This window comes from Rhodanobacteraceae bacterium, assembly GCA_024234055.1.
Taxonomy (GTDB): Bacteria; Pseudomonadota; Gammaproteobacteria; order Xanthomonadales; family SZUA-5; genus JADKFD01.
In genome coordinates this window covers 118,324-132,860 of record JACKOW010000001.1, presented here as the reverse complement: position 1 = coordinate 132,860, position 14,537 = coordinate 118,324, and the positions used below count along the sequence as shown (strand labels likewise).

Annotated in this window: 12 protein-coding genes; 4 read left to right on the top strand and 8 right to left on the bottom strand. The window is 64.7% G+C overall.

The window, feature by feature from the left end; genetic code table 11:
• Positions 1-437: 437 nt before the first annotated feature.
• From H7A19_00580 to H7A19_00545, 8 genes are all read right to left on the bottom strand, one after another.
• Positions 438-977 carry a TlpA family protein disulfide reductase gene (locus tag H7A19_00580; GenBank protein MCP5473325.1) on the bottom strand — a complete coding sequence of 180 codons (540 nt, stop codon included), beginning with the start codon at positions 975-977 and terminating at the stop codon, positions 438-440.
• Positions 974-3,193 carry a protein-disulfide reductase DsbD gene (locus tag H7A19_00575; GenBank protein MCP5473324.1) on the bottom strand — a complete coding sequence of 740 codons (2,220 nt, stop codon included), beginning with the start codon at positions 3,191-3,193 and terminating at the stop codon, positions 974-976. The genes H7A19_00580 and H7A19_00575 overlap by 4 nt, the downstream gene beginning before the upstream one ends.
• A 102-nt stretch (positions 3,194-3,295) precedes the next feature.
• On the bottom strand, positions 3,296-3,610 hold the full coding sequence (locus H7A19_00570; GenBank protein MCP5473323.1) for a divalent-cation tolerance protein CutA: 315 nt from the start codon (positions 3,608-3,610) through the stop codon (positions 3,296-3,298).
• Between the two features lie 457 nt (positions 3,611-4,067).
• Complete coding sequence (locus tag H7A19_00565; GenBank protein ID MCP5473322.1) at positions 4,068-4,355, bottom strand: DUF493 domain-containing protein; 288 nt, start codon at positions 4,353-4,355, stop codon at positions 4,068-4,070.
• On the bottom strand, positions 4,352-5,554 hold the full coding sequence (locus tag H7A19_00560) for a D-alanyl-D-alanine carboxypeptidase (GenBank protein ID MCP5473321.1): 1,203 nt from the start codon (positions 5,552-5,554) through the stop codon (positions 4,352-4,354). Before H7A19_00560 ends, H7A19_00565 begins: the two co-directional genes overlap by 4 nt.
• Before the next feature lie 186 nt (positions 5,555-5,740).
• A complete protein-coding gene (locus H7A19_00555; GenBank protein ID MCP5473320.1) occupies positions 5,741-6,589 on the bottom strand; it encodes a septal ring lytic transglycosylase RlpA family protein in 849 nt (282 codons plus the stop codon).
• Positions 6,590-6,733: 144 nt separating this feature from the next.
• Positions 6,734-7,729 (bottom strand): lytic murein transglycosylase B, encoded by a 996-nt coding sequence (mltB, locus tag H7A19_00550; protein MCP5473319.1) that lies wholly within the window; start codon positions 7,727-7,729, stop codon positions 6,734-6,736.
• 509 nt (positions 7,730-8,238) lie between these two features.
• The gene (locus tag H7A19_00545) at positions 8,239-8,556 is read right to left on the bottom strand and encodes a helix-turn-helix transcriptional regulator (protein ID MCP5473318.1); all 318 of its coding nucleotides are present in this window, start codon (positions 8,554-8,556) and stop codon (positions 8,239-8,241) included.
• A 112-nt stretch (positions 8,557-8,668) separates the two neighbouring features.
• Between H7A19_00545 and H7A19_00540 the strand changes: the two genes are divergently transcribed.
• The 4 genes from H7A19_00540 (at position 8,669) to H7A19_00525 (ending at position 14,515) form a co-directional block, all read left to right on the top strand.
• Positions 8,669-9,940, top strand: coding sequence for an NAD(P)/FAD-dependent oxidoreductase (locus H7A19_00540; protein MCP5473317.1), 1,272 nt, complete (start codon positions 8,669-8,671; stop codon positions 9,938-9,940).
• Between the two features lie 91 nt (positions 9,941-10,031).
• Positions 10,032-10,235 (top strand): DUF2892 domain-containing protein, encoded by a 204-nt coding sequence (locus tag H7A19_00535; protein MCP5473316.1) that lies wholly within the window; start codon positions 10,032-10,034, stop codon positions 10,233-10,235.
• Position 10,236: 1 nt separating this feature from the next.
• Positions 10,237-11,304, top strand: coding sequence for an efflux RND transporter periplasmic adaptor subunit (locus tag H7A19_00530; GenBank protein MCP5473315.1), 1,068 nt, complete (start codon positions 10,237-10,239; stop codon positions 11,302-11,304).
• A complete protein-coding gene (locus H7A19_00525; protein ID MCP5473314.1) occupies positions 11,297-14,515 on the top strand; it encodes an efflux RND transporter permease subunit in 3,219 nt (1,072 codons plus the stop codon). Before H7A19_00530 ends, H7A19_00525 begins: the two co-directional genes overlap by 8 nt.
• Positions 14,516-14,537 lie beyond the last annotated feature (22 nt).

Below are 14,537 nucleotides of genomic sequence, written 5' to 3'. Positions count from 1 at the left end.
GCGAAAGCTGCACACCCTGCCGAGCAAGCTCGGCACTACCAAAGCCTCGTACGCCGCTGCTCTGGTAGAGCGGAGCTCGCTCCGCTGCTTCTGCTTGGCTTGTGCTCTTCCGTCGTTGCAGAAGAGCCGCACACCCTGCCGAGCAAGCTCGGCACTACCAAAGCCTCGCACGCCGCTGCTCTCGTAGAGCGGAGCTTGCTACGCTGCTTCTGCCGGGATTTGGCGCTTCCGTCGGCGCAGAAGCGCCGTACACCCTGCCGAGCAAGCTCGGCACTACAAGAGCCTCGTACACCGATTCTCTCGTAGAGCGGAGCTTGCACCGCTGCTTCTGCCGGGCTTTGGCGCTTCCGTCGTCGCAGAAGAGCCGTACACCCTGCCGAGCAAGCTCGGCACTACAACGGCCTCGAACGCCGAATCCTCGAGGGCTGGATGCCGTGTCAGAGCCCCAGCGCGGCCTCGATATCGGCCCGCAGATCGGCCTCGTGGTACTCGCCGAGCTTGCGGGTGTGCAGGCGTCCGTCGGCATCGACAATCACGGTGAACGGCAGCGCATCGCGATCATTGCCATAGGCGCGCATCAGGGCGAAGTCACTCATGGATGCCAGCAGGATCGGATAATCGATGGCCATATCGCTGGCGTACTTGCGCACCTGATCGACGTCGTCGAGGGCGATGCCGAGGATCTCGACGCGCTCGGGGCCGTATTCCTTGCGCAGGGCCTGCAGCACCGGAATCTCGCGCCGGCAGGGAGCGCACCAGGGCGCCCAGAAATTGATGACCTGCACGCGACCGCCCCACTGGGCGCGCGTCGCGCTGCCGCCGTCCAACGTGGGCAGCTCGAACTCGATGGCAGGGGCGCCGATGGCCAGACTGCCGGGCGGCGGATTCAGGCCGAACCAGGTGTGCCCGGCCCATAGCCCGCCAAGCCCGGCGATCAGTGCTGCGCCGACGATCAGCGCCTGTGAACGCAGACTCACTGGGCTGCGGCCCAGGTCAAGGCCTCTTCCACCGTGGCCTGGGACAGCAGTGCCGGCAATACCCGGGCCTTGCCGCCCGAGGCCGGAAAGACCACGTACAAAGGTACGCCGACAGCGCGGAAGCGCTTCAGGAAGGCGCTGATCTCCGGATCTTCGTTAGTCCAGTCGCCCTTCAGATAAACCGCACCGCTGGCTTTGAGCGCAGCCGGAAAGGCCTCGCCCGAGAACACCAGGCGCTCGTTGACCTTGCAGGTGGCGCACCAGTCGGCGGTCATGTTGACGAACACCGGTTTGCCGGCGGCCTGCAGCTCGGCCAGGCGTTCTGCACTGTAGACCTCGCCGATATCGGCAGCAGCGGTGCGAGTGCTGATGGCCGAGGCATCCAGCCCGGCCACGAAGCGCAGCGGCCAGGCGGCCACCGCGATCAGCAGCAGCACCGGCGCCCAGCGCCGCAGACGGGAATGTTCGCGATGGCGTTCGAACCACCACAGCGCCATCGCCACAGCCACGCCACCGGCCAGCACGGCACCGGCGCCGTCCATGCCGACCTGATGGCCGAGCACCCACAACAGCCAGACGCCGGTCAGATACATCGGGAAGGCCAGCGCCTGCTTCAGGGTCTCCATCCAGGCGCCCGGACGCGGCAGCCGGTCCGCCAGACCGGGAATGAAGCCGATCAGCAGGAAGGGCAGCGCCAGACCCAGACCCAGCGACAGGAAGATCGCCAGCGCCAGCATCGGCGGCTGGGCCATGGCATAGGCCAGCGCCCCACCCATGAATGGCGCCGTGCATGGACTGGCGACCACGGTGGCCAGCACACCGGTGAAGAAGGCGCCTTTGGCTCCTTCGTCCTCGGTCAGTGATTGTCCCAGCCCGCCGAGGGAGGCACCGAAGGCGATGACGCCCGACATCGACAGGCCGATCGCCAGCATGATGTAGACCAGCAGGGCGACGAATCCAGGCTGCTGCAACTGGAATCCCCAGCCCAGCGCGGCGCCGCCGCTGCGCAGACCGAGGATGGCGAGTCCGAGTACGGCAAAGGACACCAGCACGCCCACCGTGTACCAGATGGCGTGGCGTCGGGCATAGCCTGGCCCATGGGCACCCTTGGCCAGTCCGAGCGCCTTCAGCGACAGGATCGGCAGCACGCAGGGCATCAGGTTCAGGATCAGACCGCCGAGCAGCGCAGCCAGCAGCGCGGCGGCGATGCCCATCGGCGGGTCGTCGGGCGCGGAGACATCTCCGCCGACCGCCGTCAGCGCACGGCTGCCCTCGCCGGCCGGCAGATCGACAGTCAGCGCGCGCCGCATCACCGGATAGCAGATGCCCTGATCCTTGCAGCCCTGGTATTCGGCATTCAGTGTGATGCTGTGGGCGGCGGTGTTGCTGCGCGCCATCGGCACCGGCAGTTCGAAGGATTGGAAATAGACCTGGACCTGACCGAAATGGGCATCTTCGTGCGCCTGCGCCGGCGGCCACTCGGGCGTCAGCAGGGTGATGCCTTCAGCGTCTGTACGCAGCCTGGTCTTGTCGCGATAGAGGTAATAGCCCGGCGCGACGGTGAACCGCACCAGCATCTGATCGGGCGCCGTGGCGATCGCCTCGAAGCGGAAGGCCTCGTCCTCCGGCAGGGCGTCCTGAGCATTGCCGGCGAGCAGGCTGCCACCGCCGGGCACGCCCAGACTGAGACCACTGACTCGTGGCGAGGTGTCGGCAAAGTCCGCTGGCGCCACCGTCCCCAGACTGCCGCCCGGTGGCAGGCGCAACGTGACCCGCGTGCGCTGCGGCGGGTAACAGATGCCGATATCGGCGCAGCCTTGATAACGCACCTCCAGCTCCAGCGACTGGGTGCTGGCCGGCAGTTCCGGCAGTAGCTGCGACAGCGTCAGGCTTTCCCGATAGGTCTCGACATCGCCGAAGAACTCGTCGTGCTTGGGCTCGCCGTCGGGCACGCTGAAGGGCGCCAGTTGCATCGAATTGTCGACAGCCGCCAGACCCAATCGATGCCGATACAGGTAATAGCCGGGAGCGATGGCGAAGCGCACTTCGGCCAGATCACGCGCCGGCGCCTCGGCGCTGAGGGCGAAAGCCTGCTCTACCGGCAGCAGATCGGACTCGTCGACCGCAGCCCAGGCCAGGGGCGCGGACACAGCCAGACACAGCGCCACGATCCAGCGGTGCCCGACGCGGGAGAGGCGTTTGCAATCCATGGACATCAACATCATCAAATCCGCTCGAAGGGCGCACGCAGCATCAGCCGGACTCCGACCACGCCGAATGCCGAAAGTTTCCGCGCCAACGCACAAGGCGGTTACTGCTCAACCCACGCTCTCGCGCAACCAGTGCAGATAGGCCGGCAATCCGTCGCTGATCGGCAGGGCGATGATCTCGGGCACTTCATAGGGGTGCAATTGCTGCAGGCGGGCCTGCAGTGCCGGGTACGCGGCCGCCGTGGTCTTGATCAGCAACAACATCTCGTGACCGGACTCGACCGTGCCTTGCCAGCGGTATACCGATCGCACCGGGCCCACCTGGCTGACACAGGCCGCCAGTGATTCACTGACCAGCGTCTGCGCCAGGCGCTCGGCATCGGCTTGGGGACAGGTGCACTGGATCAGCAGGAGGTCGGACATGGGCAGACACGGGGCACGGGGCACGGGGCACGGGGCACGGGGCCGGCAGATACTCTCACGATGGCGTCATTGCGAGCCGGCTTTTCCCTGGGGATCGCAAGCTCTTGCCGGATGAATTAGCCCGAAGTGCGCGAAGCGCTCTCCGGGCGTTGACGCCGAAAAGCCCCGGTGAGCCGCTGCGCGCCACACCGGGCTACGCGCACCAGACGGGTTCATGGCCCGTCGGCAGTGCCGGGCAGACGCAGGTAGCCGGCAATGACGGCCGCTGGTGGTCCGAGACGACGAAGTCTTCAGAGCGCGCTTGATTTCTGACCGCTCTTCTTCGTGTTCTCTCTGCTTTTCCTTTGCGTACTCTGCGTCCAGCTTCTGGCCACAACATGCCTCAGGACAGGATCATCGCGTCGCAGGTCGCGCCGCGAGGGCGCTCCTACACAGACCAGCATCTGCGCCGCCGCCCTCAAAGCCGGTAGACCACGCCTGGGTGGGCCTTGATCACCGCGTACAGCGCTTCGAGTTCTTCTCGGGATTCGACATAGACCTCGACGTGCACCGACTGATAACGCCCGGTTCGGCTGTAGCGATGGTCGATGGCGGCTTCGGTGCGGCGTGCGCCAGCCTGCTCGAGCGCGGCCAGCAGCCCGGCCCGGAACTCGTCATCGGCTGGACCCATGGCAATCAGCACGTGATTGCTGGGGAATACCAGGCCCTGTGCGGACTCGCCGTCGGTGCCAGTTTCGGCACTCATGGCGCCTCCTCGTCGTCCTCGAACCACAGCCAGAAACCGTCGACGGTGCGCCGCCACAAGCCACCCTCGGGTGCTTCGCCCAGAGCCACCAGCGGACGCTCGATCAGCAACTTCGAGTCGAGTTCCACCCGAACCTTGCCTACACCCTGTCCCAATGCCACCGGAGCGATCAGCAGCGAGGGCAGATCCATGCTGGCCTTGAGCTGATCGTATTTGCCGCGCGGAATGACCACGAGTACATCATCGGCCACGCCCAGATCCACCGATTCGACTTCGCCCTTCCAGACCTTGGGCTGCGCCAGCACCTGATTCCTGGTGTACAGCGTGTGGGCCTCGAAGAAGCGGAAGCCGTAGTTCAGCAGCGCCTGGCTTTCCTGGGCGCGGGTCTCTTCGGTCTTGCTGCCCATGACTACCGCGATCAGGCGCATGTCGCCGCGCTTGGCCGAACTCGCCAGGCAATATCCGGCGGAGGTGGTATGGCCGGTCTTGATGCCGTCGACACTTTCATCGCGGCGGAGCAAGGCATTGCGGTTGTACTGGCGGATGCCGTTGAAGGTGTATTCCGGCGTGGAATACCACTCGTAGTACTCCGGAAACTCGGCAATCATCGTCCGCGACAGCAGGGCCAAATCGCGCGCCGTCGAATAGTGCTCAGGGTCGGGCAGTCCGGGCGCATTGGTGAAATGCGAGTTCTTCATGCCGATGCGCTGGGCATAGATGTTCATCTGCTGCACAAAGCCATCCTCGGTGCCGGCAATATGCTCGGCCAGAGCGATGGTGGCGTCGTTGCCCGACTGCACGATCATGCCCAGCAGCAGGTCCTTGGCATCAACCTCGCTGTTGGCGTTGACGAACATGCGCGAGCCGCCAAGGCCGCGTTTCCAGGCGTTCTCGCTGACCCGAACCTTGTCGTCCAGCTTCAGGCGACCGGCGCGCAGCTCCTGGAAGAGCACGTAGGCCGCCATGACCTTGGTGATGCTGGCCGGCTCGACACGATCGTCGGCGGCCTGCTCGGCAATGACCTGGCCGGTGGTCTGCTCGATCAGGATGGCCGACTTGACCGGCAGCACCGGCGCATCGGGGATCACCATCGGCGCCGCCTTGGGCACCGGCATGGCCGGTTTGGGCACGGGTGCCGGTGCCTGCGCCATGACGGCGGCTTGAGTCATCAACAGGAGTATCGCGAGGGCTTTCTTCATCGGGTCTGGGCAGTATTCGCGGGCATCGGCCAAGGCCGCTGCGGCTTGCGCGGGGAGTTTGGAACGGGGGCACGAGGCGTGCGATTCAGTTACGCCTGCGCTTCAGGGCGCAAACGCTATCGCATCGGCCGGCTTCACATGTTAACGGAGGCCGCGGCAGACCGGCAGCGTTCAGCAGCCAAAGTGTCAGCGTTGCAGCAGATTTGCCTCACCGAATCCACGCTCACGCAAACGGGCGCGCAAGGATTCCGCCTGCGCCTGACCCAGGATCGGTCCGATGCGAACGCGATAGACCTTGCCATGGGCAGCACGCGCCGAATACACCCGCACGGCATCAAAACCCGCCCGCTGCAGCTTGCGCCGCAGGGCGAAGGCATTGGCGCGGGAGCCAAAGGCCGCCACCTGCAGATAGCTGCGACCCGCGCTGCTGACCACTTGCGGTCGATCCGGCGTGGGCGGTGCCGGCAGATTGGCGGACGGATCGTCACCCGGATGCAGCACCCGCACTTCCACCGGTGCCGTGCCGGTCATGTGGATGCCGAGCTTGACGGCTGCGGCATAGGACAGATCAATCAACCGATCGCCAACAAAAGGACCTCGATCATTGATGCGCACGACCACGCTCTTGCCGTTGTCCAGCCGCGTCACCCTGGCATAGCTCGGCAAGGGCAAGGTCTTATGGGCGGCCGTGAACTGGTACATGTCATAGGGCTCACGGGTGCTGGTCAGGCGGCCGTGGAACTTGGTGCCGTACCAGGACGCGGTGCCGCGTTCGACATAGCCGGCACTGCGCGGCAACACCTTGTAGCGCTTGCCGAAAACCTCATAGGGCGAGTGGTTGCCATAGCGCGCCAGCGGCTCATCCTTGGGCACCGGCTCAGGCAGCGAGTCGACGTCGAAGGGCACGTTGGGCGGGCCGTCCAGCGGCTGGTATTCGCGCGGCGCGGGCGGCGCACCCGGTGCGGCTCGCTCGGGTCCACGCGTGGCACAGGCAGCGAGCGCCGCCAGTACCAGCGCGATCAGGGACAGCCGCAGGGCTCTTTCATAGAATGTACGGCAACCCATTGATTTATCGACCTGAGAAAGAAGGGGCAAGGGGCAGGGGGCAGGGGCCCAACCTCGACGCATGATCTGACCATGCCGCGACGTGGGGTCCCTGCCCCCTGCCCCTTGTCCCCGTCATGGGCGCACACCGCCGGTGCGCTCGCGGATCGCCTGGGCCAGGTCGTGTACGGCCATGGCGTACATCGGCGAGCGGTTATAGCGGGTGATCACGCGGAAATTGGCAAAGATGGCGAAATGGGCGAATTCACCGTCAGCCACTTCCAGGCTGAGCAGATTGCTGGGCTGATCCGGGGCCACGACCACGCCATCCACCGGCTGATAGCCCCATTCCACCAATTGGCTCAAGGGAAAGATAGGGTCCAGACCGGTGTCGCGCAGGCGCCGCGCTCCGGGGCCGGGGATCATCGGCACCGTCACCGGGGCATTTTCGGTCCAGCCATGATCGCGCAGATAGTTGGCCACACTGGCCAGCGCATCGTCGGCCGAATTCCACAGATCGATGCGGCCATCCTGGTCCTGATCGACCGCCCACTTGACGAAACTGGTCGGCATGAACTGCCCGAGACCCATCGCGCCGGCGTAAGAGCCCTGCACATTGGCCAGATCCAGATCGATGTGGCGCTCGCGTGGCAGATTCAGGAAGCGGATCAGTTCACCGCGGAAGAAGGGAGCGCGCGGCGGGTAATAGAGCCCCAGCGTGGTCAGGGCATCGAGCACCTTCCACTTGCCCATGATCCGGCCGTAGAAGGTTTCGACACCGACAATGGCAACCACGTATTCGGCGGGCACTCCCTGTTCGGCCTGAATCTTCGTCAGCAGCTCGCGGTTCTTCTCGAAGTACTCGGCACCACCGGCTATGCGGGCCTCGGTCAGGAAGATCGGGCGGTAGACATACCAGGGCTTGCCCTCCGCCGGACGGGTCATGGCCTCGATGATCGCGGGCTGATACTCCGCCTCTTCCATCAGCTGCCGCACTTCGGCCGCACGCGCCTGATCGCCAGCGGCCACTTCCGCGATCAAGGCGTCCATGCCAGGGTGCTTTTCCTTGGCCAGTCCCATGATGGGCAGGCTCAGGCAGAAGGCGGTCAGGGCCAGGCGCGTCAGGGTCATGGATGAAGTTGCCCGATGAAGATTGCGCCCGATGCTAGCCTGACTCGCCGGCAACGGTGTGAGAAAGGGCGCGCCGATGTCATCCTCGCTTAAGGAGCGGCGCTGCAACGGCCCAGACCGGGGGCTGCGCCGACGAAAGATCCTTACCCATCGACCCGTTCTCGCCGAGGAGAGTGAAAATCCTGCTGGGTTGGCCTGCCTGTCCTGACCGCCCTTGGATTCAGGCCTCCCCGTCCCGATTCTGGCCCGGGTCAACCAAGCCCCTAGCCCGCATTTCTCACACCTGCGCGTGCAGATGCCGCGATTCCGTTGTGGCGCAAGGCGAATCGGTGGCCACACAGCACGCAGAGTGTACGGCCGCATCTGCCCGCTTTGCGGACCTCGCTGGTTCTTTGCGACTATCGCTGCGTTGCTCCTCCTCGCAATGGAATCACCATTCCTCGTCGTCGCGCCTTGCGCTAGTCGCAAAGCCCTGCGCGATCTTCCGCAACAGGTGTGAGAAATGCGGGCTAGGCGCTTCTGGGCGCACAGTAGATACCGTGCAGCGCCGTCAGGACGGTGCTGACGGCATCGCTGGCCACACGGTAATAGATGGTCTGGGATTCGCGTCGGGTAGCCACCAGACCATCCTCGCGCAACACCGCCAGATGCTGTGACAACGCCGACTGACTGAGATCGAGTTCGGCATTGAGCTGCCCTACCGAGCGCTCACCTTCCAGCAGATGGCATAGCACGAGCAGGCGATGCTCGTTGGCCAGTGCCTTCAGCAAGCGCGCGGCGGCACCGGCGCTGTCCCGCATCTGCTCCATGTCGAGTGCGTGATTCATCTGCGAACCATCATTTCCAGGCGATCTTAATAAATTAGCACAAGTTGATATAGAGCAATGCTCCCCGGGGTATGAATGCCCCATACTGGTGCAAACACCCTGGGAGAAGAGCATGGCACACATCATCGTCCTCGGCGCCGGCATCGGCGGCATGAGCGCCGCCTACGAACTGCGCGCGGCACTGGGTCCGGAGCATTCGGTCACCGTCGTTGGTGATGGCCCCCGCTTCAGTTTCACGCCGTCCAATCCCTGGGTGGCGGTGGGCTGGCGCAAACCGCCGGAGATCCAGGTGGATGCCGGCAAGTACCTGGGCAAGAAGAACATCGATTTCGTTCCGGAGGCAGCAACCCGCATTGATGCGGCGAACAAGTCGCTGACGACGGTGTCCGGCAAGACGCTGGATTTCGACTATCTGGTGATCTGCACTGGCCCAAGGCTGGCCTTTGACGAGATCCCGGGCTTTGGCCCGATCAACGGCCACACCCAGTCCATCTGCACCACCGAACATGCCACCAGCGCCTGGGAGCAGTATCAGGAATTCCTGAAGAATCCGGGACCGATCGTGGTCGGCGCGGTGGCGGGTGCCAGTTGCTTCGGTCCCGCCTACGAATTCGCCATGATCCTCGACGCCGATCTGCGCAAGCGCAAGCTTCGCGACCGCGTGCCGATCACCTTCGTCAGCAGCGAACCCTACGTCGGGCATATGGGCCTCGGCGGTGTGGGCGATTCCAAGGGCCTGCTCGAATCCGAGTTCAGACAGCGCCACATCAAGTGGATCACCAACTGCAAGGTGCGTGAATTCACCGAGAATCAGGTCACGGCCATCGAGCACAACGATCACGGCGAGGTCCTTCGCGAACATGTTCTGCCTTTCAAGTTCGCGATGATGATGCCGGCGTTCACCGGCGTTGCTGCAGTGGCCGCGGTTGAGGGCTTGTGCAATCCGCGTGGCTTCGTGCTGATCGACGAATTCCAGCGCAACCCGGGCTTCCCTCACATCTGTTCGGCGGGTGTGTGCGTGGCCATTGCCCCGACCGAGCCCACGCCGGTACCCACCGGCGTGCCCAAGACCGGCTTCATGATCGAATCGATGGTGTCGGCCATCGTCCACAACCTCAAGGCCGCCATCGAGGGCAAGGCGCCGTCGGCCAAAGCCACCTGGAACGCCATTTGTCTGGCCGACATGGGCGATACCGGTGCGGCCTTCGTGGCCATTCCGCAGATGCCGCCGCGCAACGTCACCTGGGCCAAGGTCGGCCGCTGGGTACATGTCGCCAAGATTGCCTTCGAGAAGTACTTCCTGGCCAAGATGAAGAGCGGCAATACCGAGCCCATCTATGAGAAGTACGTGCTCAAGGCCCTGGGTATCGGCAAACTGAAGTAGCGTCAGGATCCCGCCGATGCAGGACTGTTTGGACTCTTGCTTTTATATTAGTCGTGGCTATATTAGCACTAGCTAAGAGAAGGAGTTGAACATGAACATCGACCGTATCGTTCTTGCGTTTGCCGGCACGGTGGTATTGCTGAGCGTGGCTCTGGCGCACTGGTTTTCACCGTGGTGGTTGCTGCTGACTGCCTTTGTCGGCCTCAATCTGCTGCAGTCGGCCTTCACAGGCTTCTGCCCCTTGGCCATCATCCTGAAGAAATCCGGACTCCCTGCCGGACAGGCCTTCCGCTGACATGACCCTTCGATTCGCCACTCTCATCGTGCTGCTGGCAAGTCTGTCGGCTTGCGGCAGCACAACGCCGACAGCCACCAATCCGGCGCCGCTGCCCGAGTTGCCTACATTGACGATCGTGCCCGAAAACACGGCGCGAGAGCGTGTCTGGGACGGCGTGGTCGAGGCGGTGAATCAAGCCACGCTGTCGGCACAGACCGCGGGCCGGGTGCTGGAACTGCCTTTCGACGTCGACGATTACGTTCCCGCCGGCGCGGTGGTCGTGCGCTTCACCGATGTCGAGCAGCAATCAGCCAATCGCCAGGCTCAGGCGCAGTTGCGCGCTGCCGAGGCTGCGGCCCGTGAGGCAGAGTCGGAATACACGCGCATCCAGAGCATCTATGAGCGCAAGCTGGTAGCCAAGGCGCAGATGGATCAGGCCATTGCCCGACGGGATTCCGCCCGTGCGGCGCTGGAGGCCGCCCGGGCCGGCGTACGCAGCGCCAGCGAGCAGGTGGACTACACCGTCATCCGCGCACCCTTCACGGGCATCGTCACGGCCCGACATGTGCAGGTGGGCGAGTCGGTGCGACCCGGACAGCAGCTGATCTCCGGGCTGTCCCTGGGCCAGCTGCGACTGGCAGTGGAAGTTCCCCAGAGCGATATCGCCGCCATTCGTGATCGCAAGCAGGCCAGTGTGCTGCTGGGTGCTGATGGCGCGCGACGGATCGCCGCGACGTCGGTCACGGTGTTCCCCTACGCCGACCCCAACACCCACAGCTTCAAGATTCGCATCGAACTGCCGGAGGAAGAGACCGGCTTGCATCCGGGCATGACCGTCAAGGTGGCGTTCGACGTCGGTGCCAGTGAGCGCCTGCTGCTGCCGCGCAGCGCGCTGGTGCAGCGGGGCGAAATCAGTGCCGTCTATGTGCTGGGTGAGCAGCAGCTCAGCCTGCGCCAGCTGCGGCTGGGACACACCTTCGGAGATCGCGTCGAAGTGCTGGCCGGGTTGAGTGGCGGGGAGACCATCGTCACCGACCCACTGGCCGCCGCAGCGGCCCTGGTCAGCCGGCGGGCCGACCATGAGTGAGGCACTGGGCTTCTCCGGGAGGCTGGCGCGCAGCTTCCAGTCCAATCCGCTGACACCGATTCTGGCGCTGGCCGGACTGCTGCTGGGTATCGCCGCGACCCTGATCACCCCGCGCGAAGAAGAGCCGCAGATCGAGGTGACCTTCGCCAACGTGTTTGTGCCTTTCCCGGGTGCCGACGTGGCCGATGTCGAGAATCTGGTGGCGGTGCCACTGGAACAGACGCTCGCGGAAATCGAGGGCGTCAAACATGTCTATTCGGTGAGTCGCCCCGGCGGCGCGGTCATCACCGTCGAGTTCATCGTCGGCGAGGCGCGGCGCGATGCCATCGTCCGCCTTTACAACCAGGTCTATTCCAACCAGGACTGGATGCCCCAGGGGCTGGGCGTGGGTCAGCCGCTGATCAAACCGATGGGCATAGACGATGTTCCGGTGATGAGTCTGACGTTGTGGAGCGACGATCCAGCACGCGGCGCCACCGAGCTGGCCGAAGTGGCCCATACCTTGGAAGCCGAGCTCAAGCGCGTGCCCGGCACCCGCGATGTCTACACCATCGGCGCACCCGACCGAGTCGCGCTGGTAGAGCTGGACCCGACCCGACTGGCCGGCTACGGGCTCACGGTGGGCGACCTCGGCAACGCCCTGCGGGCTGCGAATCAGGTGGCACAAGCGGGCGCCAGAGTGGTCGAAGATCGGGAAATTCCGCTGACAGCAGGTGGCTTCCTCCAGGATGCCGCCGAAGTCAGCGAACTGGTGATCGGCCTCAATCGCGGCCAGCCCGTGTACCTGTCGGATGTGGCGGATGTGCGTGGCGGCGGCGATCTGCCCACCAGCTACGTCTGGCACCAGGCTGTTCACGACGGTCCGGCGACGGGTACAGCGCCGGCCGTGACCATGGCCATTGCCAAGAAGCCCGGCAGCAACGCGGCGGACATCACCAGCAGCATTGCCGAGCGGCTGCAGGCCTTGCGTGGCGTTGTGATACCGGACGGCGTTGAAGTCGAGATCACCCGCGACTACGGCCAGACTGCCACCGACAAGGCCCAGAAGCTGATCCAGAAACTGATCTTCGCCACGCTCTCGGTGGTGCTGCTGGTGCTGTTCGCGCTCGGTCGCCGTGAAGCGCTGGTCGTGGGTACGGCGGTCATCCTGACTCTGGCCCTGACGCTGGCCGCCTCCTATTTCCTCGGATTCACCATCAATCGGGTCAGCCTGTTCGCGCTGATCTTCTCGATCGGCATCCTGGTGGACGACGCCATCGTGGTGGTCGAGAACATCCACCGGCACATGGCGCTCGGCGGTCGCTCGCTGAAGGAAGCCATCCCGCCTGCGGTCGATGAGGTCGGCGGACCCACCATCCTGGCCACCTTCACCGTGATCGCGGCGCTGCTGCCGATGGCCTTCGTCAGCGGCCTGATGGGCCCGTACATGCGGCCCATCCCGATCAATGCCAGTGTCGGCATGCTGCTGTCACTGGCCGTCGCACTGACGGTCACGCCGTGGCTGTCGCTGAAACTGATCCGCCATCACGCCGCCGATCATGGCGGCAGCACCCACGGCGACGACCAGCGCAGCAGCGGACTCCACCGGCTCTTCAACCGGGTGCTGCGGCCGTTCCTGGAAGGCGCGCGGGCGGGCCGCCGCCGACTGCTGCTGTTCCTGTCGATGCTGGTGCTGGTCGCCGCCTCGGCCAGTCTGGCCGTGGTCGAACTGGTGGTGCTGAAGATGCTGCCCTTCGACAACAAGTCCGAGTTTCAGGTGGTGCTGGACATGCCCGAAGGCAGTACCCTGGAAAGCACCAACCGCGCCTTGGTCGAACTCGCGACCGAGGTCGCCAGACAGCCCGAGGTCGCCAGCATCCAGGGCTATGCCGGCACCTCGGCACCGGTCAACTTCAACGGCCTGGTACGCCAGTACTATCTGCGCGCTGGCGCCAATGTCGGCGATCTGCAGGTCAATCTGGTCGACAAGCACCAACGTACCCGCAAGAGTCACGACATAGCCCGCGCCGCGCGGCCAGCGCTGGCCGCCATCGGCGCGCGCTACGGGGCGTCGGTCAAGGTGGTCGAGGTACCGCCCGGTCCACCGGTGATGTCGCCACTGGTCGCCGAAATCTACGGCCCAGACGCGGCGCGCGGTCGTGAACTGGCACTCCAGCTGCAGGCGCGATTCGCACAGACTCCCGGCATTGTCGATATCGACACCACCGTGGAAGCCGACGCCCGACGCGATCTGCTCATCGTCGACCGCCAGCGGGCGGCGCGCCTGGGCATCACCCAGCAGCAGATCGTCGACACCATCGCCACCGGTCTGCGCGGCCTGGACGCCAGCTATCTGCGTGACGGTGCGGCCAAGTACGCCATGCCGATCCGCTTGCGCCTGGCGCCGGGCGACCAGGCCGAGCTCGAGCATCTGCTGACGCTGCAGGTGCGTGCCGCCAATGCCGAACTGGTGCCGCTGTCGGAGCTGGTCCAGATCCGCGATGCGCGCTGGGAGCGCTCCATCTATCACAAGGACCTGCTGCCGGTGAGCATGGTCTTTGCCGATGAGGGCGGCGCCGTCGACAGCCCGCTCTATGGCATGTTCAGCATTGTCGGCGAGATCGCCGATCAGGGCCTGGATGGCAGCGCCATCGATCAATATTTCTTCAAGGCGCCGGTGGACACGGCCCGCTTCGCCATCAAATGGGATGGCGAGTGGCAGATCACTTTCGAGACCTTTCGCGACATGGGCCTGGCCTATTCGGTCGGTCTGGTACTGATCTATCTGCTGGTAGTGGGGCAATTTCGCAACTACGTCGTGCCCCTGATCATCATGGCGCCGATTCCACTGACGGTCATCGGCGTCATGCCCGGGCATGCCCTGCTCGGCGCACAGTTCACCGCCACCAGCATGATCGGCATGATCGCGCTGGCCGGCATCATCGTGCGCAATTCGATCCTGCTGGTCGATTTCATCAATCAGGCCATGCGCGAGGGCACGGCACTGGCCGATGCGGTGGTCGAAGCCTGCGCCGTACGGGCCAAGCCCATCGCGCTGACAGCCGTGGCGGCCATGTCCGGGGGACTGTTCATTCTCGATGACCCCATCTTCAACGGTCTCGCCGTTTCGCTGATTTTCGGCATTCTGGTGTCCACGCTGCTGACCTTGGTGGTGATCCCGGTGCTGTACTTTGTTTACCTGAACCGGCGCGAGAGCCCTCAGCCGCAGTAAGATGGGCACCGAGACGCATACA